The organism is Bradyrhizobium liaoningense (assembly GCF_018130825.1).
Taxonomy (GTDB): Bacteria; Pseudomonadota; Alphaproteobacteria; order Rhizobiales; family Xanthobacteraceae; genus Bradyrhizobium; species Bradyrhizobium liaoningense_B.
Genome location: NZ_JAFCJS010000007.1, coordinates 39509 through 56943, shown reverse-complemented (window position 1 = coordinate 56943; position 17435 = coordinate 39509). Strand labels below are relative to the sequence as shown.

15 protein-coding genes are annotated in these 17435 nt (G+C 64.4%); 9 read left to right on the top strand and 6 right to left on the bottom strand.

Annotated features, from left to right (window positions below):
• Positions 1 to 12 precede the first annotated feature (12 nt).
• From ccmI to JQ603_RS27785, 6 genes are all read right to left on the bottom strand, one after another.
• Positions 13 to 1128 carry a c-type cytochrome biogenesis protein CcmI gene (gene ccmI / locus JQ603_RS27810; RefSeq protein WP_212343964.1) on the bottom strand — a complete coding sequence of 372 codons (1116 nt, stop codon included), beginning with the start codon at positions 1126 to 1128 and terminating at the stop codon, positions 13 to 15.
• A 132-nt stretch (positions 1129 to 1260) separates the two neighbouring features.
• On the bottom strand, positions 1261 to 1530 hold the full coding sequence (locus JQ603_RS27805) for a hypothetical protein (protein ID WP_212343960.1): 270 nt from the start codon (positions 1528 to 1530) through the stop codon (positions 1261 to 1263).
• A 100-nt stretch (positions 1531 to 1630) separates the two neighbouring features.
• A complete protein-coding gene (locus tag JQ603_RS27800; protein ID WP_212343959.1) occupies positions 1631 to 3031 on the bottom strand; it encodes a hypothetical protein in 1401 nt (466 codons plus the stop codon).
• Between the two features lie 161 nt (positions 3032 to 3192).
• The gene (locus JQ603_RS27795) at positions 3193 to 4569 is read right to left on the bottom strand and encodes a sensor histidine kinase (protein WP_212343957.1); all 1377 of its coding nucleotides are present in this window, start codon (positions 4567 to 4569) and stop codon (positions 3193 to 3195) included.
• 94 nt (positions 4570 to 4663) lie between these two features.
• Positions 4664 to 5338 (bottom strand): response regulator transcription factor, encoded by a 675-nt coding sequence (locus JQ603_RS27790; protein ID WP_212343955.1) that lies wholly within the window; start codon positions 5336 to 5338, stop codon positions 4664 to 4666.
• A gap of 229 nt (positions 5339 to 5567) precedes the next feature.
• Positions 5568 to 5723 (bottom strand): hypothetical protein, encoded by a 156-nt coding sequence (locus JQ603_RS27785; protein WP_018315820.1) that lies wholly within the window; start codon positions 5721 to 5723, stop codon positions 5568 to 5570.
• A gap of 235 nt (positions 5724 to 5958) precedes the next feature.
• On the opposite strand from JQ603_RS27785, the gene JQ603_RS27780 reads away from it, so the two are divergent.
• The 9 genes from JQ603_RS27780 (at position 5959) to JQ603_RS27740 (ending at position 17428) form a co-directional block, all read left to right on the top strand.
• Positions 5959 to 6942 (top strand): Ku protein, encoded by a 984-nt coding sequence (locus JQ603_RS27780; protein ID WP_212343953.1) that lies wholly within the window; start codon positions 5959 to 5961, stop codon positions 6940 to 6942.
• Positions 6943 to 7000: 58 nt separating this feature from the next.
• A complete protein-coding gene (locus JQ603_RS27775) occupies positions 7001 to 7237 on the top strand; it encodes a hypothetical protein (RefSeq protein ID WP_212343951.1) in 237 nt (78 codons plus the stop codon).
• Positions 7238 to 7378: 141 nt separating this feature from the next.
• A complete protein-coding gene (locus JQ603_RS27770) occupies positions 7379 to 7561 on the top strand; it encodes a hypothetical protein (RefSeq protein WP_212343949.1) in 183 nt (60 codons plus the stop codon).
• A 197-nt stretch (positions 7562 to 7758) separates the two neighbouring features.
• Entirely contained in the window at positions 7759 to 7923 is a 165-nt protein-coding gene (locus JQ603_RS27765) for a Flp family type IVb pilin (RefSeq protein WP_018647793.1), read from the top strand.
• Between the two features lie 146 nt (positions 7924 to 8069).
• Positions 8070 to 9596 carry a thymidine phosphorylase family protein gene (locus JQ603_RS27760; protein ID WP_212344644.1) on the top strand — a complete coding sequence of 509 codons (1527 nt, stop codon included), beginning with the start codon at positions 8070 to 8072 and terminating at the stop codon, positions 9594 to 9596.
• 4 nt (positions 9597 to 9600) lie between these two features.
• On the top strand, positions 9601 to 11196 hold the full coding sequence (locus JQ603_RS27755) for an MBL fold metallo-hydrolase (protein WP_212343947.1): 1596 nt from the start codon (positions 9601 to 9603) through the stop codon (positions 11194 to 11196).
• Between the two features lie 268 nt (positions 11197 to 11464).
• Positions 11465 to 14218, top strand: coding sequence for a beta strand repeat-containing protein (locus tag JQ603_RS27750; RefSeq protein ID WP_212343945.1), 2754 nt, complete (start codon positions 11465 to 11467; stop codon positions 14216 to 14218).
• A 622-nt stretch (positions 14219 to 14840) separates the two neighbouring features.
• A complete protein-coding gene (locus JQ603_RS38460) occupies positions 14841 to 15110 on the top strand; it encodes a P27 family phage terminase small subunit (protein ID WP_212344642.1) in 270 nt (89 codons plus the stop codon).
• A gap of 134 nt (positions 15111 to 15244) precedes the next feature.
• Positions 15245 to 17428 carry a GmrSD restriction endonuclease domain-containing protein gene (locus tag JQ603_RS27740; RefSeq protein WP_212343943.1) on the top strand — a complete coding sequence of 728 codons (2184 nt, stop codon included), beginning with the start codon at positions 15245 to 15247 and terminating at the stop codon, positions 17426 to 17428.
• The last annotated feature ends 7 nt before the right edge of the window (positions 17429 to 17435 follow it).

The following is a 17435-nucleotide window of genomic DNA, read 5'->3' as shown; positions in this document are numbered from 1 at the left end:
GTCCCGAAATCATCATCCGTCGAGCCCGAGAGTCTTGAGGCCTTCGTTCAGCTGGCGGAGCCGCTCGGCATCCTTGGCGACCGCCTGGCGGGCGTCGGTCGACGCGCCCATCGCCTTGTCACGATCACCCATCACGAGATAAGCGCGCACCAGGCGCAGCCAGCCCTCGACGTCGTCGCCGTTCTGCTTCAAGCGGGTCGCAAGACGTTCGACCATGCCGCGCACCATCGCGTTGCGATCGCCTTCGGCCATGTCCTTGGAAGCCGCGATGGTCTCATCCGACAGCGCCGGCATCGTGCCGCCGCCGACCCGCGCCAGCGAAGATTGCACCAGCGGCCGCCACGGTGCATCCGCCGGGGCCTTGGCCAGCAGCGCGCGCCAGATGTCGGCGGCATCGTCCTTGCGGCCATCCTGCTCGGCCGCGAGCCCGAGGAAGTAGTTCGCCTTGGGATCATCGGCGTCGAGCGCATGCGCACGCTCGAACTCGGCCTTGGCCTCGGCGGTGACGACGCCGCCGGCTGCGGCCGAGATCGCTTCGCCGAGATCGGACCGGCGCTCCGGGCTTTCGCCATTGTAGGTGAGCGAGTTGCGATAGGCCCGCACCGCATCGTCGAAGCGGCCGAGCCGTTGCAGCACCGGCGCGAGCACGTTCCAGCCGCGTCCATCGGTCGGGTTCTTTTCCAGATGTTGCTCGACCTGCACGACGAGATTCTCAAGCGATCGCGCCATGCCGGAACCGGCCCCGCGTTCCCGCTGCGCCAGCGGAAAGTCCTGAAGCCGCGGCGAGCCGAGCGGCATGTAGACGCCGATCGCGACGAGCGGCAGACCGACGAGCGCCAGCACCGCTGCCGCGCGGCGCCAGTTGAGGCTCGGCGCCGACTTGAGATCCGGCGAGGACTCGCTTCCGGCCGCGGCGAGCAGCCTGCGGCTGATCTCGACGCGCGCCGCCTCGGCCTCGGGCGCCGCGATCAACCCCGCGGCAAGATCACGCTCGATCTCCGCCAGCTGGTCCTTGTAGACCGCGACCTCACTGCCCTGATCCTGCGCGCGTCCGCTGCGGCCAAGCGGCCAGAGCACGGCGAAAATCGCCGCGACCGTCATCAGCGCGAACACGAACCATAACGTCATCTGGCAAGCTTCCGGCAGCGCGCCACCCGCGCCCATAGGTGGCTTTACACCACGGCCGGACGATGCGGCAATTGACAATTGTCAATTTGGCGCGACCGCGCGCTGTCCTGAAACGGTCAGGATCCCAACGGCTTAGCCGATCTCGAAGTCCGCACTCCGCGCGGCATCCTCGCCGCGACCGTTGAAGGCCTTCAGGAAGTACGTTCCCGGCGGAATCGCATCCGGCAACCTGATGCGCACCGCGCCGACCGGAACCGGAGAAGCAACCCTGGTGACCGTCTCAGGCAGTTGCCGGCCGCTCGCCTTCTCGACGAGCACGACCTTCGCGCCGACCATCAGCCGTTGATATTTGGCCACAATGACGCGGTTCTCGATCTCGATGGAGCTGATAATGGATTTCATGCGCCCACAGGTAGAAATTCCAAAAGCTTGCGCAGCGACCGTAGGGCCCGCCACCGGCAGCGTCAACCACAAATTGTGATCACGAAAATATGCGCTTGGATCAGCTCGCGCGCGACGATTTGCGCTCACCGGTCGCAGCGTTCTCCGCAGCGCGGCTCATCAGCGACGCATAGTCATCGCCGAACAGCACCTGGCAGAAGCGAATCGCGGCCTGCACCTGCTGCTGGCGATAGATGCGGACCTTGTGATCGGCGGCGCGCAGCGACTGCACCAGCTGCTCGGTCGAGCGTTCGACATATTGCTGCAGGTCGGAATAGGTGCGCAGCGTCACCTCGTTGATCGCGAGCTCGCTCGCGTAATTGCGGCAGGTCGCGACGAAATCGATCAGCGCCGCGGTTTCCTCCACCTCGGTACTGTCGATCCGCGCCCCCGGCGGAATGTCCTTCTCGGGCCGCTGGCGCAGGATGCGGCGCACGCGGCCGGGAACGCTGTCGATCTCCGATTGCAGCGCATTGGAGATGTCGGCCCGGATCGAGGTCAGCTGCTTGCCCCAGACTGAATCGTTGCGCAGATCGAGCTCGGTGCGCAGGCCGCGCACACCATCGTGCAGCGCCTTGAGGTTGTCGGCAACGTTGTCGAAATGGCCGCGCTTGATGTCCATGCGCAGGATCGCGGCGACGCAGGACAAATCGTGCAGGGCGATCGTGACGGCGACACCATAGGGCGTTGCCGCGACACGGATCTCGTCGTCGGAGGCGGCGATCTTGATGGCGAGGCGAATGATCTGCCACGGCGCGATCATGCGCTGCACGACGATCGACAGCGCGAAGGGCAGCATCTGCGGCGTCTGGAGAACCGGAATGTTGAGCGCCGAGGTCACCGAGGCGATCTGGGAGTCGCCGAAGGCGCGCAAGGTGCGCGGCAACTTCTCGTTCAGCGTGGCGATGGCTTCCCGGACCTGGAGCACCGCCCCGACCGAATAGAGATCCTCGATCACGTTGGGCGGGCCGACCCGGGCGAGCGCGCGCGACTTGTCACCACCACCTGGACCGGTCAGCGCGAAGATCGCATCCGCGGCGACCGCCTGGAGCTTCTGGGCGAGAGCCTCGACCTGCCCCGCACTGTCAGCCGGCATGCGCGCCAGCGCCGCCTCGAATTCGTTCACCTTGTCCGCGGCGCCGTCACGGCCGAGCCATTGCCAGATCGGCTGGAGCGAGGAACGCCGGATCTGGCCGACCCGGATAGGAGCGCCCCCCTCGACCAGGAACGGTTCCAGCGCCTGGAACAGCAGCCGCGACAGATCGTCGGTGCGCGGCGGCGAGGCGTCGTCGGCTTCGGTCTTGCGGACGATCTTGCGCAGCTGCTCGAGCACGAGGGTGGCCACAGCCGTGTCCTGGCCGCGCTCGAGCGCGCGCTCGAACTCCCGCATCAGCAGCGCCTGCGACTGCGGCGGGAGCTGCGCGAGATATTCCCTCAGCCGCTCGATCGATGTCTGGCTCATGCGCCCGGGTAATGCACGATAAAATGGCGGACATGGGATGCGTCCGGGCGCGATCATAGGAGGGAGCGCCTTAAGAAGCCGTTGAGGACGTTGGCTCGAATGCCCCCGTTTTGCTCCGGATCGGCGCTCCGCGGGCCCAGTAACCCCTTGGGAACATAGGATTATATTCCGGGGAGCACCAGTTCGGCCCGCAGGCCCCCGGTCGGCGCGCCGCTGAGGGAGAGGCTTCCGCCATAGAGGGCGGCCAGGTCGGTCACGATGGACAGGCCGAGCCCGGAGCCGGGCTTGGATTCGTCGAGCCGCTGGCCGCGCCGGGAGACCTGGGCCCGCTCCGCCTCCGACAGGCCGCGGCCGTCGTCATCGACGATGATCCGCAGCCGCGGGCCCGCGCCCGCCTGCTGCGGCGCCTCGACCAGCGCCTCGATGAAGACCCGCGAGGCCGCCCATTTGCAGGCATTGTCGACGAGATTGCCGACCATCTCCTCGAGGTCCTGCCGCTCGCCACGGAATTTGGCCGACGGATCGGCCTTGGCCTCGACCACGATGCCGCGGTCGCGGTGGATCTTCTCCATGGTCCGCCGCAGCGCCTCGATCGCAGGCGCAACCTCGGTCACGGTGGCAACGACCGAGACGCGCGCCGCGATGCGCGCACGCTCCAGATGATGGGCGACCTGGTCGCGCATCACGTCCGCCTGCTCCATCACCTTGGCCGCGAACGGCTCCGCGGAATGGGCGCCGGCCTCGTTGACGATGACCGACAGCGGCGTCTTGATCGCATGGGCGAGATTGCCGACATGGGTGCGGGCGCGCTCGACGATCTCGCGATTGGCGTCGATCAGCGCATTGGTCTCGCGTGCCAGCGGCGCGATCTCGACCGGGAATTCGCCCTCGAGCCGCTCGGCCCGTCCCGAACGGATGTCAGCGATCGATTCGGAGATACGCTTGAGCGGCGCAAGGCCGAAGCGGACCTGGAAGACCGTGGTCAGTAGCAGCACGATGCCGAGCGCGGTGAAGGTGCCGCCGAGGTAGTAGTCAAAGCTCCGCGTCTCGTCGAAGATCTCGGTGTCGTCACCGGCGACGCTGACGAGGTATTTGCCGTCGGCGCCGAGGTCGACCGGCCGCTCCACCATCCGCAAATTCTGCCCTTCAGGCCCGTCGACATAGCCGAGCCTGATGCCGGCGGCGGTGAGTTCGGCGCCCTGCTCCTCAAGCTTCGGCAGCTTCTTGTCCCAGAGCGAGCGCGAGGAGCGCACCTCCGGCTTCTCGGTATCGGTGCGCGTGATCTGCCAGTACCAGCCGGACAGCGGCAGCTCGAACAGCGGCTCGCCGAGCGACTGGAACTGGCGGTCCGGCGGCTCGTCCGGAGTGGCAACTTCGGCGATGAGGGTGCGCAGATAGAGATTGAGCCGGCGGTCGAAGGCGCGCTCGGTGGCGTTCTTGTAGACCGACGACAGCACCACGCCGGTGATGGCCAGGATCACCACGAGCCACCCCGTCGCCGACAGGAACAGGCGATTGGCGAGTGAGCTAGCAGCCATCGGCAGGGTCCCGGCAGGCGCAGGATATCGGGGCGTCGGAGGTCATGACCGGACCAAGGGCCCTGTTCGGCCTCCCGTCAAGCCCGAGACGACCTCAAGCGCCGGGCGCGGGCGGCGGGGTCAGGAGATAGCCGAGACCGCGGACGGTCTGGATGATGTCGACGTCGAGCTTCTTGCGGATGCGGCCGACGAACACCTCGATCGTATTGGAGTCGCGGTCAAAATCCTGGTCGTAGAGATGCTCGACCAGCTCGGTGCGGGAGACGACGCGCCCGGAATGGTGCATCAGGTAGGCCAGAAGCCGATATTCGTGCGAGGTCATCTTGACGGGGTTGCCTGAGACGCTGACCCGGCCGGTCCTGGTGTCGAGCGTGACAGGGCCGCAGCTCAGCTCGCTCTGGGCATGGCCGGTGGAGCGGCGCAGCAGCGCGCGGATGCGGGCCAGCACCTCCTCCAGGTGGAACGGCTTTGCGACATAGTCGTCGGCACCGGCGTCGAAGCCTTGCACCTTGTCGCTCCAGCGGTCGCGCGCGGTCAGGATCAGGACCGGCATGGTGCGGCCGTTGCGGCGCCAGGCCTCCAGCACCGAGATGCCGTCCTTCTTCGGCAGGCCGATGTCGAGCACCACGGCATCGTACGCCTCGTTGTCGCCGAGATAGTGTCCCTCCTCCCCGTCGAAGGCGCGGTCGACGACATAACCGGCGTCCGCCAGCGCTTTGGTGAGCTGGCGATTGAGATCGGGGTCGTCCTCAACAACGAGCAGGCGCACGCTTCTCTCCAGAAATAGACCGCATGAACACCGCTCCAGATGAGCAATTCCGGCGTGAACTGAATATGAACGCCGGGAACCGCCGACGTTACTTTTTGGTCATATACGATTTCTCGTGTACCAATGCGACTGCGCCCGCCGCGCGGCCGGACGAACCGGCGGCATGGCGGGCGCAATGTGCCGCGTTACGCGGCGATCAGGAAGGCCCGGAGCGTTCCGGTCGGGGCCGTCAGGTCCGGAAGAACACGAACCAGATGACGGCGAGGATCAGGATCGCCAGTCCGGTCGAGATGGCGAGCAGCGCCGCCACCGACGGGCCGGGCTCGCCCTGGCGCGCCTCGGTCGGAGTTTCGACGATCTGGCGCTGCTCTCGCGTGGTTGCCATGATGCCCTCAATCTCTGGATGCTGCCCCAGTGGCCGCGACCTCCTCGCAGCCTAGTGTCCTGAGCCAACGCCCGATCCGATATGATGTTCCGGCTTTTGCCATCCGATCGAGCAGCAACCACGCGCCCGGCAACCGGTTAACGCAGTTGCAAGATTCCGCGTCGAGCCGTGTATGATTCGGTGTTCCCCGATGGTATCCTCATAGGTCTGTCCCCTGTTGCGTTTGGAGTAGCCCATGGCCCCCCGCGCCAATTGGAAGGGTTTTCTGCGTTTGTCGCTCGTGACCTGTCCGGTCGCGCTCTATCCGGCCACTTCGGATACCGAGAAGGTCTCCTTCAACCAGATCAACCGCAAGACCGGCCACCGGATCAAGTACCTCAAGGTCGACGCCGAGACCGGTGACGAGGTCACGTCCGAGGACATCGTCAAGGGCTACAAGGTCGACACCGACACCTATATCGAGGTCACCAAGGACGAGCTCGACGACATCGCGCTCGATTCAACGCATACGATCGAGATCGACGAGTTCGTGCCGAGGACCGACATCGACAGCCGCTACCTGATCCGCCCCTACTACCTCGTGCCGGACGGCAAGGTCGGCCATGACGCCTTTGCGGTGATCCGCGAGACCATCCGCAGCATGGACAAGGTCGCGATCGGTCGCGTGGTGCTGACCAACCGCGAGCACATCATCGCGCTGGAGCCGCTCGAGAGCGGCCTGATGGGCACGCTGCTGCGCTACCCCTACGAGGTGCGCAGCGAGCAGGAATACTTCGACGACATCCAGGACGTGAAGCTGACCAAGGACATGCTCGACCTTGCAAAGCACATCGTGGAGAAGAAGTCCGGCGCGTTCGAGCCCGAGCTGTTCGAGGATCACTACGAGACCGCGCTGATCGATCTCATCAACAAGAAGCGCAGCGGCATGCCGATCACCGCGAAGGCGGCGCCGAAGACGGGCGGCAACGTCATCAACCTGATGGACGCGCTGAAGAAGAGCCTAGCGAGCGAGAAGGAAGCGGCGCCTGCGGCGAAGGTCGCCAAGGAGGCCGTCAAGGGCAAGAAGCCGAAGAAGCGCGTCGAGGGCCAGCGCGAGATGCTGCTGCCGATATCGGGCAAGGGCGGCAAGGACGCCGCGGCGAAGACGGCGAAGGAAGCCCCGAAGAAGGCCGCCGACAAGCCGGTGCGCGCACCGGCACGGGCGAAGAAGGCCAGCTAGCAGCACCCAATCTGCGATCGCGCCGTGATGTCCCTCCCCTCCGGTCGGCCGGCCTGACATGCCCTGGTCGGCGGCGTTCGACGATCCGATCCCATTGCGCAATGGGCGCAAGCTGCGGACGCTGCAGGAGGCGGCCGATCACATCATGCAGCTGCCCGAGGATTCGCAGCACGCCGGCCACTGGCAGACCGCGATCGAGACCCTGATCAACGCGGCCGAGACCGGCGGCGGCTGGATGATGTTCGCCCGCATCGCGATGTTGCGGGCGCTGAACGCAGACGCACCCCGCAAATAGCCTCAACAATCCCTTAAGCCGCGCCAGTCTTTCCGGTCCGCTTGCGGGCCGACAAGTAGTCCTACGGAAGACAAAATTAACCGTCGATTCCCGTTGCCGAGGACAAGGTCGCGCCGTCGATCGAAGCAGGATTTGCGCACGATGCAGCGGCAGAATGCCAGCAAGAACTATATCGGTCTCGTGAATGACACGACCGAGGACAAACGCCTTGCCGACAGCTCGGCGCAATCGCAGCCGCGCGTCATGGGCAATCTGATCGGACGCCTCGCAGCCGCGCTGAGACGCCCCGGCAAGGCCGCGTCCGGACGCCGGATCGAATCCTGAGGCAGCGGCGACACGGTCGAATGCACCTGCATCGGGTGACGAAACCTTAAATCAAGGAATGGCAGCATATAAAGCTGGAGGTTGGGACCATCCGACCTTGCGCTTTGGCGTGCGCGCGCCGCGAAAAACTTACTGAATCAATTTACCATTCCGAAAACGGCACCAGCCTAAATTAGACGGATGAACAGGAGTTGACGATGGCTTTGCTCAGGTCCTTTCTTGCCGATGAAAGTGCAGCCACCGCTATCGAGTATTGCCTGATCGCCGCCGGCATCGCGCTTGCGATCGTCGCTGTCGTGAACAACACGGGCAGCGCGCTGCTGAACAACAAGTTCAATTCGATCGACGCCGCCACGAAGTAGGCGGCATATCCGGCCCGGCCTCCCGAGATCGGCGATATCGTCGCGGCGTGCGGCCCTGCCGGCGTCGCAGACCATGATCTGCGTCAACAGCAAAGGGGCGGCGACGGCTAAGCATGGAAGCCGAGCTTCCCGCTGCCGGCCTGTCCATGCATCCAGACTTCCCGCGCTCCCAACTGAAGATCCGCCGCGTCCGCCTCGACACCGGCCGCGAAAACGTCGTCGTCATCTCCAGGCAATCAAAGGCGCTGCGTGCGGAGATCTTTCGCGGCTTCAGCCGCGTCGAGCTCCGCCTCAATGGCAAGGTGCTGCTGGCGACCTTGCTGATCACTGACGACGACACGCTGGCGGCCCAGGACGAGATCGGCCTCTCCGAGCCTGCATTTCGCCGTTTCGCCGAACCGGTCGGCACGCCGGTCACGGTGACGCCGGCCTCGCCTCCGGAGAGCCTGGAAGCGGTGCGCGCGAAAATCCACGGGCGGACGTTGAGCGAGGCCGAGATCGGCGCGATCATCAACGACCTCGCGCATTATCGCTACTCCGACATGGAGATCGCGGCCTTCCTGATCGGCTCGGCGAGCTTCATCACCAGCGACGAGCTTCTGGCTCTCACCGGGGCGATGGCGAAGGCCGGCACGCAACTGGTGTGGCCCGACCCTGTCGTCGTCGACAAGCACTGCATCGGCGGCATTCCCGGCAACCGCACCTCGATGGTCGTGGTGCCGATCGTCGCCGCGCACGGCCTGCCGATCCCCAAGACCTCCTCGCGCGCCATCACCTCGCCCGCCGGGACCGCCGACACGATGGAGGTGCTGGCGCAGGTGAATGTCGGCGTCGAGGAGATGAAGGCGATCGTCTCGGCCTGCAACGGCTGCCTGATCTGGGGCGGGCACGTGAACCTGTCGCCGGCCGACGACGTGCTGATCTCGGTCGAGCGCCCGCTGAGCCTCGATACCCGCGAACAGATGGTCGCCTCCATCATGTCCAAGAAGATCGCCGCAGGCTCGACGCATCTGTTGATCGACATTCCGGTCGGGCCGACCGCGAAGGTCACCAGCGCGGTCGAGGCAATGCGGCTGCGAAAGCTGTTCGAATTCGTCGGCGACCGCTTCGGGCGCACGGTCGAAGTGATCACGACCGACGGCCGCCAGCCGATCGGCAACGGCATCGGGCCGGTGCTCGAGGCCAATGACGTCATGGCGGTGCTCGGCAATGAGAAGGATGCGCCGCGCGATCTGCGCGAGAAGTCGCTGCGGCTCGCCGCCCATCTCCTGGAATACGATCCGAAGCTGCGCGGCGGCGCCGGCTATGCGCGGGCGCGCGAGTTGCTCGACAGCGGCGCGGCGTTGAAGCAGATGCAGAAGATCATCGGCGCCCAGGGTCCCTCGACATGCAGCACCGAGCTTGGATCGCTCAACTTCGACGTCGAGGCGGCGCATGACGGCGTGGTGTCCGCAATCGACTGCCTGCGCCTCAATCGCCTCGCCCGTACCGCCGGCGCGCCGCTCGACAAGGGCGCGGGCATTCGCCTGTTCAAGAAGATAGGCGACCGCGTCGAGCAGGGCGAGCCGCTCTATCGCGTCTACGCCTTCGACCGGCCCGAGCACGATCTGGCTGCGAGCGCGGCCGCCGCGGACAACGGCTATGCGATCGACGGCAGCTTCGCGGGGGAGTGAACACATGAGCGTAACCGTTCGATTTTGCGGCGCCGCCCGCACCGTGACCGGCTCGAGCTATCTGTTCCAGACCGCGACCGGACGCTTCCTGGTCGATTGCGGCCTGTTCCAGGGACAGAAGACGCTGAAGGCACTCAACTACGGCGCCTTCCCGTTTCGCCCGGCCGACATCCAGGCGGTGCTACTCACGCACGCCCATATCGATCACAGCGGATTGCTACCGAAACTCGTGCGCGAGGGCTTTGACGGCCCGATCCTGGCGACACGCGGCACGATCGACCTCTGCTCCTGGATGCTGCCGGACGCCGGCAGCATCCAGGAGTCCGAGGTCGCGCAGCTCAACCGGCGCAACGCGGCGCGCCGATGGAAGGAGGTCGCGCCGATCTACACGCAGACCGACGCGACGGCGTCGCTGCAATCGTTCCGCGCGGTCGACTATGAGCGCTGGACCGACGTGATCCCCGGCGTTCGCGCGCGCTACTGGAACGCCGGTCACCTGCTCGGCTCTGCCTCGATCGAGCTGGAGTTCGACCAGGCCGGCCGTGAGCGGCCGTTGCGCGTGCTGCTTTCCGGCGACGTCGGGCCGGAAGCCAAGCTGCTGCAACCCGATCCCGAAGCCCCGGTGGATCTCGACTACGTCATTTGCGAATCCACCTATGGCGACCGCGTGCGCGCCGTCACCACGCCCGAGCAACGGCGGCAGCACCTCGCCGGCGAGATCCGCGAGGCCGCCGCCGCCAAGGGCGCCCTGCTGATCCCGGCCTTCGCGGTCGAGCGCACGCAGGAGCTGATCGTCGACATCGTCCACTTGATGGAGCGCGGCGAGATTCCGGCGGCGCCGATTTTTCTCGATTCCCCGCTCGCGATCCATGCCACCGAAGTCTTCCGCCAGCACGCCGCGAGCCTCGATCCCGAGGTCGACGTCGACCGCCTGCTCAACTCGCCGCATTTGAAATTCACCGAGACAGTCGCCGAGAGCAAGGCGATCATGCGCCTGACCGGCTTCCACATCATCATCGCCGCCAGCGGCATGTGCGATGCTGGCCGCATCCGCCATCATCTCAAGCGCTGGCTGTGGAACGAGCGCGCAACCGTGCTGCTCTCCGGCTTCCAGGCGCACGGCACGCTCGGCCGCTTCCTCCAGGACGGCGCCAAGGCGGTGCGGATCCAGGGCGAGGAGATCCGGGTCGCGGCCCGCATCCGGATGATCGACGAATATTCCGGTCATGCCGACGCCGCGGGAATGGCCGGCTGGATCGCGGCGCGCCGTCCGATCGCGCGCGGGGTGTTCCTCACCCATGGTGAGCAGGACGCGATCGCGGGCCTTGCCGAGCGGCTGGGCGAACGCATCCTCCCCGCCGCAAAGATCTATCAGCCGGTGCTGGACGACATCTACGAGCTCGCAGCAGCCGAGCCGCGCGTGCTCGACGTCGACCATCGCCGCCGCCTCGCGCCCGAGGCCGTCACACATCTCGACTGGCACAACGAGATGTCGGAGCTGATGCTCGACATCAGCGACAAGGTCGCAGCCGCCGCCGACGACCGCGCCCGCGGCGTCATCATCCGCAGGCTGCGGCGGGCGTTGAAGGAGAACGCGTAGAGCGGCGCGAGAATAGCGGCAGGCGCAGCGCGCCTTCACGAACTCGTCATTGAAACTGTAAGCGCCGTGCCGTTTCGCGCGGGCGTGATCGGCTTTCCGCAAAATCAAGCTCCTCTCAAGAGAAACAGGAGGCAGCCCGAAGCCTTCCGTCAAGCCGGAACCGCCCTTCCAGCCTACAGACGATCTCGTTTGCCCCTCACCCGCGACATCGCGAAAGCGTCGCGATACCGCCGGCCCGTTTCGACAATCACGCAAGCGAGAAGCGCACATGGCTGTCACAGCAAATTTTTCCGCCGGAATTCTCTCCGTCCTTGGCACTGGTATGAACAACACGATCACACTCGGCCGCAATGCGGCCGGAACGATCGTCGTCAATGGCGGCGCAATCGCCGTCAAAGGCGGACCTGCAACGGTCGCCAACACCAAGCTGATCCAGGCTTTCGGCCTCGACGGCAACGACATCATCACCATCGACGAGAGCAACGGGGCGATGCCCGCAGCCAACCTGTTCGGCGGCGCCGGCAACGACAAGCTGACCGGCGGGTCCGGCGGCGACATGCTGTTCGGCCAGTCCGGCAACGACACGCTGTTCGGCAAGGGCGGCAACGATTTGCTGTTCGGAGGTGCCGGCAATGACGTGCTGGTCGGCGGCGACGGCAACGACCAGATGTTCGGCGAGGCCGGTGACGACCGCATGATCTGGAATCCCGGCGACGACAGCGACCTGATGGAAGGCGGCGAAGGCATCGACACCGCCGAAGTGAACGGCGGCAACGGCGGCGAGACCTTCGCCATCACGGCCAATGGCACGCGCGTGCGCTTCGACCGCGTCGACCCGGCGCCGTTCTCGCTGGACATCGGCACCACGGAGAACCTCGTGGTCCATGCCAATGGCGGCGACGACATCATCACCGCCACCGGAAACCTCGCCGCGCTCATCACGCTGACGCTCGACGGCGGGGCCGGTAACGACACGATCCTCGGCGGCAATGGCGCCGACCGCCTGCTGGGCGGTGACGGCAACGATTTCATCGACGGCAACCAGGGCAACGACACCGCTTTGCTGGGCGCGGGCAACGATACCTTCCAGTGGGACCCGGGCGACGGCAGCGACAAGGTGGACGGTCAGGCCGGAGCCGACACCCTGCTGTTCAACGGCTCGAACATCGCCGAGCACATCGCCGTTTCCGCCGCCAATGGCGGACGCGTGCTGCTGACCCGCGATGTCGGCAACATCACGATGGACCTCGACGGCATCGAGACCATCACGATCGGCGCGCGCGGCGGCAGCGACAACATCGTCATCAACAATCTGGCCGGAACCGACGTCAAGCAAGTCAACGTGGATCTCGGCTCGGCCGGGACCGGCGACGGCGCGGCCGATACGGTGACGCTGGAGGGCACGTCCCGCGCCGACACGATCAATGTGTCGGGCTCAGGCACGTCGGTTTCGGTCACGGGATTGCCCGCCGCCCTCGCCATCACCAACGCGGAAGGCGCGAGCGATGCGCTCGTCATCGAGGGCCTTGGCGGCAACGACACGATTTCGGCCGCCATGCTTGCCGCGGGGGTCGTACACCTGACGATCGACGGCGGCACCGGCAACGATACGATCACTGGCAGCGCCGGCAACGACACGCTGATCGGCGGCGACGGCAATGATTCCGTCGTCGGCGGCCGCGGCGACGATCTCGTGCAGCTCGGCGACGGCCGTGACGTGTTCCAGTGGAATCCAGGCGATGGCAGCGACGCCGTCGACGGCGGAGCCGGTGTCGACACGCTGAAGTTCTTCGGTGCCAACATTGCCGAGAATATGGTCCTTGCGGCGAACGGCGATCACGCCCGGCTCACGCGCGACGTCGCAAACATCACGATGGACCTGCACGGGGTCGAGCATGTCGATGTCCACGCGCTGGGCGGCGCCGACCATATCGCGGTGGGGGATCTGACCGGGACCGACGTGACGCAGGTGAATATCGACCTCGGCGGTTCGACTGGTACGCCCGACGGCGCCGTCGATACGGTCTCGGTCGATGCGACCCAGGGCGCCGATACGTTCGGCGTCAGCGGCAATGCCGCCGGCGTGACCGTGTTCGGCCTGCAGGCGGCCACCAGCCTGAGCGCCATGGACGCAACCGACCAGCTGACGCTCAACGGCCTTGGTGGCGACGACGTTATCGACGCCAGCGGACTTGCCGCCGGCGTGCTGCAGCTGACGATCAATGGCGGACTTGGCAACGACACCATCCGCGGCAGCCAGGGCGATGACGTGATCAACGGCGGTGACGGCAACGACGTCGCGCTGATGGGCGCGGGCAACGACACGTTCGTCTGGAATCCGGGCGACGACAACGATACGGTCGAGGGTCAGGGCGGCGCCGACACGCTGCTGTTCAGCGGCGCCAACATCGCCGAAACCATCAACATCTTCGCGAACGGCTCCCGTGCCGAGCTGACGCGGGACGTCGCCTCGATCACGATGGATACGCACGGCGTCGAGACGATCGCGTTCAATGCTCGCGGCGGCGCCGATACGATCAATGTCGGCGACATGAGCGGGACCGACGTGACGGAGGTCAAGATCGACCTCGGCGGCGTTCCCGGCAACCCGGGCGGCGATGGCGCGGCCGACAAGATCGTGATCAACGGCACCGGCGGCGACGACGTCATCACGCTTTCGCTCAACAGCAACGGCGCACTGGTGATCGACGGACTGGCAAGCCAGGTCGTGATCGAGAACTTCGACTTCAACGACACCATCACGATCAACGGCCTCGGCGGCGACGACGTGATCGAGGCATCGGGCGTCGGTCCCGGCGGGCCGCACCTCGTTTTCGACGGCGGCGCCGACGACGACGTGCTCATCGGCAGCGCCGGCAACGATACGCTGCTCGGCGGGCTCGGCGACGATGTGCTGATCGGCGGCGGCGGAACCGACGTGCTGGACGGAGGTCCCGGCGACAACGTCGTGATCCAATCGCTGCTGGCCCATGCGAGCTTCCACGCGGGCACGCTGGTCTGAGCCGACGGTCGCGCTTCGCCCGGTGATGGCTTTGCCGGGCAAAGCGAAAGGAATCGCAGCCCGGATGGTGCGGAGCGCCATCCGGGCGACGACGCTTTGACGGCCATGGGAGTCCTGATACTCTGCACCACGTCGTGGCTCGGCGCGCCATGCCGCCAACCGGTGAACCAGAGCTGATCGAAGGATTCTGATGAGACTCGTGACGCTCCTGGCTCTCAGCCTGATGTTTACCGGCCCGTGGTCGCACAACAGCGCGAGCGCGCAAACTCCGGCCCCGCCGGTTTCGCTTGCTCCGCCTGATGCATCGCCCCCGCGCCCGAGCGCCAGCAAGCCCGCGCGGGTAACGACAAACAGAACTCCGCCGGTATCGGGCAGAGAGCCTTCCGTGATTGGCGGGCCTCAACCGATGCCGAATCCGGCCGCGGACTATGACGGCTTCAGCGTCGGCGCCGGCGATGACACTGACACCCCGAGCCGGGTAACGCCGCCCGTGCGGTCACGCGCCGCAAAGGACACCAGGTCCACTCCGGATGCAGATGACCTCGATCAGGAAGATGGGGCGTTGAAGCGAAAGCTGATGATCTGCAAGAACTGCAAATAGGATGTTGTCAGTCGGCTCCGGATTGCGGCTCTGGAAGTTCGCAAGCTGGTAGCCGGATGGAGCGTCCGGGCAATCGCCCTTCCGGGGAAGTCCGCCGAAGTCCGCAGCAGTACGGAAGCCCCTGTAAATGCGGCGCAAAACCCGCTGGTGAGCATCGCGCGCAAGCATGCCGCCGATGTGGTCCGATATGCAGGCGAATTTGGCCTGAGCGCGCTTGCCAGAAGCCGTATCAGCGCTGGCTTCAACGCGCCGCCTTCGGGGCCAAGCAAGTTCGACGGGCTGCTGCGCTGATCATGCTGTTTGGGCCTGAATCGGAACAGTTGATAAATGTCGGCGTGACTATCAGCAGGTTGCCAACGAACTTCATCAGCCCGTAAGTTGCAACCCTTCCGTTTTGAGAAAGCCTCAGGTTGGGGAATTAGGGCATGGAGACGCAAGTTCGGACACCACAGATGGTGTTTATGCAGCCGCAACGGCTAGTCGTACCTCTGTTTCAAAGACCTTATGTTTGGAATCAAGAAACCCAATGGGAGCCACTTTGGGAGGACGTGCAACGTGTTGCGGAGCGCGTGCTTGCCCATCCGACCGATAAGCACCAGCCTCACTTCCTTGGTGCCGTTGTCCTACAACAAATGCCGAACCAAGCGGGTTTGATGCAGCAGCGCACAATCATTGACGGTCAACAAAGATTAACAACGCTCCAGCTATTGCTCGATGCGCTTAGTGCTGAATTGACCGCAGCCCAAGCGTTGCCTTCTGCAGCACGTATCGAGCCGCTTGTGGCCAACGCCGAGCCATTCTGCGCGAAACCGGAGGATCGTTTTAAGGTTTGGCCGACCAATCGGGACAGGCCGGCTTTCAACGAAGTGATGGGAGCAACTCCTCCGGTCGATCACGAACAACTCAAATTCCGCAACGAACGAATGACACAGGCTCATCATTTTTTTTGTGAGCAATCGCGCGCATGGCTCAATGAAAAGGGCCCTGAGATGGTGCAAGCGCGGGCGGCTGCAATAGAACGCTCAGTGCGCGAACTGATTCAATTGGTTGTAATCGATCTCGCGGCTGACGAGAATGCTCAAGAGATTTTCGAGACTCTGAACGCGCGTGGTGCTCAGCTTACCGCTGCCGACTTGATTAAGAACCTCATCTTTCAGCGCCTTCTCGAATCCGGAGCTGATGTTGAGGATGCCTATCAGAAGTATTGGAAGGAATTCGAGACTGGTTTCTGGGAAGTTGAGATAAGTGTTGGGCGGTTTCGCTATCCGCGATCATCTGTTTTTTTGAACCATTGGCTCATAGCGCAGACGGGCGAAGAAGTAGTTGCGAGGGAGGTGTTTGACCGCTTCAAGCGCTTCGTGGACCACGACGCGCGCCTGCCTATGCAGGACCTGCTTAAACAAATCCACGCAGCCGCTGGTATTTACCGCAACTTCATTGAAGCTGCTTCGAGAGAAGGGGGCTCAATAGATCAACTTGGCTTGTTTGGATATCGAACAAGCGTTCTTGAGAGCGAGGTAATAAAACCTCTGGTACTGGCTCTCCTTGATCCACAAAGTCCTCCTGTTCCGGCGATCCAGCTAAATAAAGCATTGGATGTGATCGAAAGTTGGATGGTTCGCAGAGCGCTCGTGCGCGCCACAGCCAAAGGTTACAATCAGCTAATTGCTGAGCTCGTGGGGCAGCTTCGCGGTTGGGATAGAGCGACCGTAGGCGATAGAATCCAAGCCTTTCTCGCAGGACAAACCGCAGAGAGCCGCTATTGGCCGGACGATGCTGAGCTGGAGCAGGAAATTACTGATCTCCAAGCTTACCGCCGTCTACGGCGGGGACGCCTTCGGATGGTCCTTGAAGCGATTGAGGATCATTTGCGCGGTTGGCGAGATGGTAAGCAAGGCCTCGGAGGGGAGCGCGTTGCTCGCGGGAAGCTGGCGATTGAGCATGTGATGCCGCGAAAATGGCAGCAGCACTGGCCGACGCAAGGCTCCGACGAGCAGGAGCGCGATAAACTTATACATACGCTAGGCAATCTTACCCTCCTGACCGGCAAGTTGAACTCAACGGTATCCAACGGTCCTTGGTGCGGAACGAACAGCAAGCGGGCAGGTCTTGAGGCGCATGACGTACTCCTCCTAAATCGGACCTTGTTGAAAGAAGCAGGAGCGGAGTGGAATGACGATTCAATCAGTCGGCGTTCGCAAGGACTCGCACTAATCCTCGCGGAGATTTGGGCGGTCCCCCCCAATCACCGCTCCGGCTTTGCCATTACTCGGCGACGACCGGGAAGAAAGGTAGAACTCACCGACCTCATCAACGCGGGTCTTCTGCAGCCAGGAATGTCATTAATTCCAAAGCGTAAGAAGTTCAGCCATCGTGTGGCTACGTTGTTAGCGGACGGGCGTGTAGAAGTGGATGGCGAGGCTTTTGCGACCGCCAGGGAGGCCGCAACAGCGATCTATGGAAAGAAGACCGGGGGGTGGTGGTTCTTCCTCACCGCTCCTGCGTCGGGTCGCACACTACGAGCAGTTCGCCGCGACTACATCGAAGCTATGGCTGTTGATTCTGACGATGACGAACAGGGCGACGAGGATGATGATGACGAAACATAGACGGCGC

Coding starts and splice junctions, on each gene's coding strand:
- ccmI (WP_212343964.1), bottom strand. CDS start 1,128: ATGACGTTATGGTTCGTGTTCGCGCTGATGACGGTCGCGGCGATTTTC.
- JQ603_RS27805 (WP_212343960.1), bottom strand. CDS start 1,530: ATGAAATCCATTATCAGCTCCATCGAGATCGAGAACCGCGTCATTGTG.
- JQ603_RS27800 (WP_212343959.1), bottom strand. CDS start 3,031: ATGAGCCAGACATCGATCGAGCGGCTGAGGGAATATCTCGCGCAGCTC.
- JQ603_RS27795 (WP_212343957.1), bottom strand. CDS start 4,569: ATGGCTGCTAGCTCACTCGCCAATCGCCTGTTCCTGTCGGCGACGGGG.
- JQ603_RS27785 (WP_018315820.1), bottom strand. CDS start 5,723: ATGGCAACCACGCGAGAGCAGCGCCAGATCGTCGAAACTCCGACCGAG.
- JQ603_RS27780 (WP_212343953.1), top strand. CDS start 5,959: ATGGCCCCCCGCGCCAATTGGAAGGGTTTTCTGCGTTTGTCGCTCGTG.
- JQ603_RS27775 (WP_212343951.1), top strand. CDS start 7,001: ATGCCCTGGTCGGCGGCGTTCGACGATCCGATCCCATTGCGCAATGGG.
- JQ603_RS27770 (WP_212343949.1), top strand. CDS start 7,379: ATGCAGCGGCAGAATGCCAGCAAGAACTATATCGGTCTCGTGAATGAC.
- JQ603_RS27765 (WP_018647793.1), top strand. CDS start 7,759: ATGGCTTTGCTCAGGTCCTTTCTTGCCGATGAAAGTGCAGCCACCGCT.
- JQ603_RS27760 (WP_212344644.1), top strand. CDS start 8,070: ATGCATCCAGACTTCCCGCGCTCCCAACTGAAGATCCGCCGCGTCCGC.
- JQ603_RS27755 (WP_212343947.1), top strand. CDS start 9,601: ATGAGCGTAACCGTTCGATTTTGCGGCGCCGCCCGCACCGTGACCGGC.
- JQ603_RS27750 (WP_212343945.1), top strand. CDS start 11,465: ATGGCTGTCACAGCAAATTTTTCCGCCGGAATTCTCTCCGTCCTTGGC.
- JQ603_RS27740 (WP_212343943.1), top strand. CDS start 15,245: ATGGAGACGCAAGTTCGGACACCACAGATGGTGTTTATGCAGCCGCAA.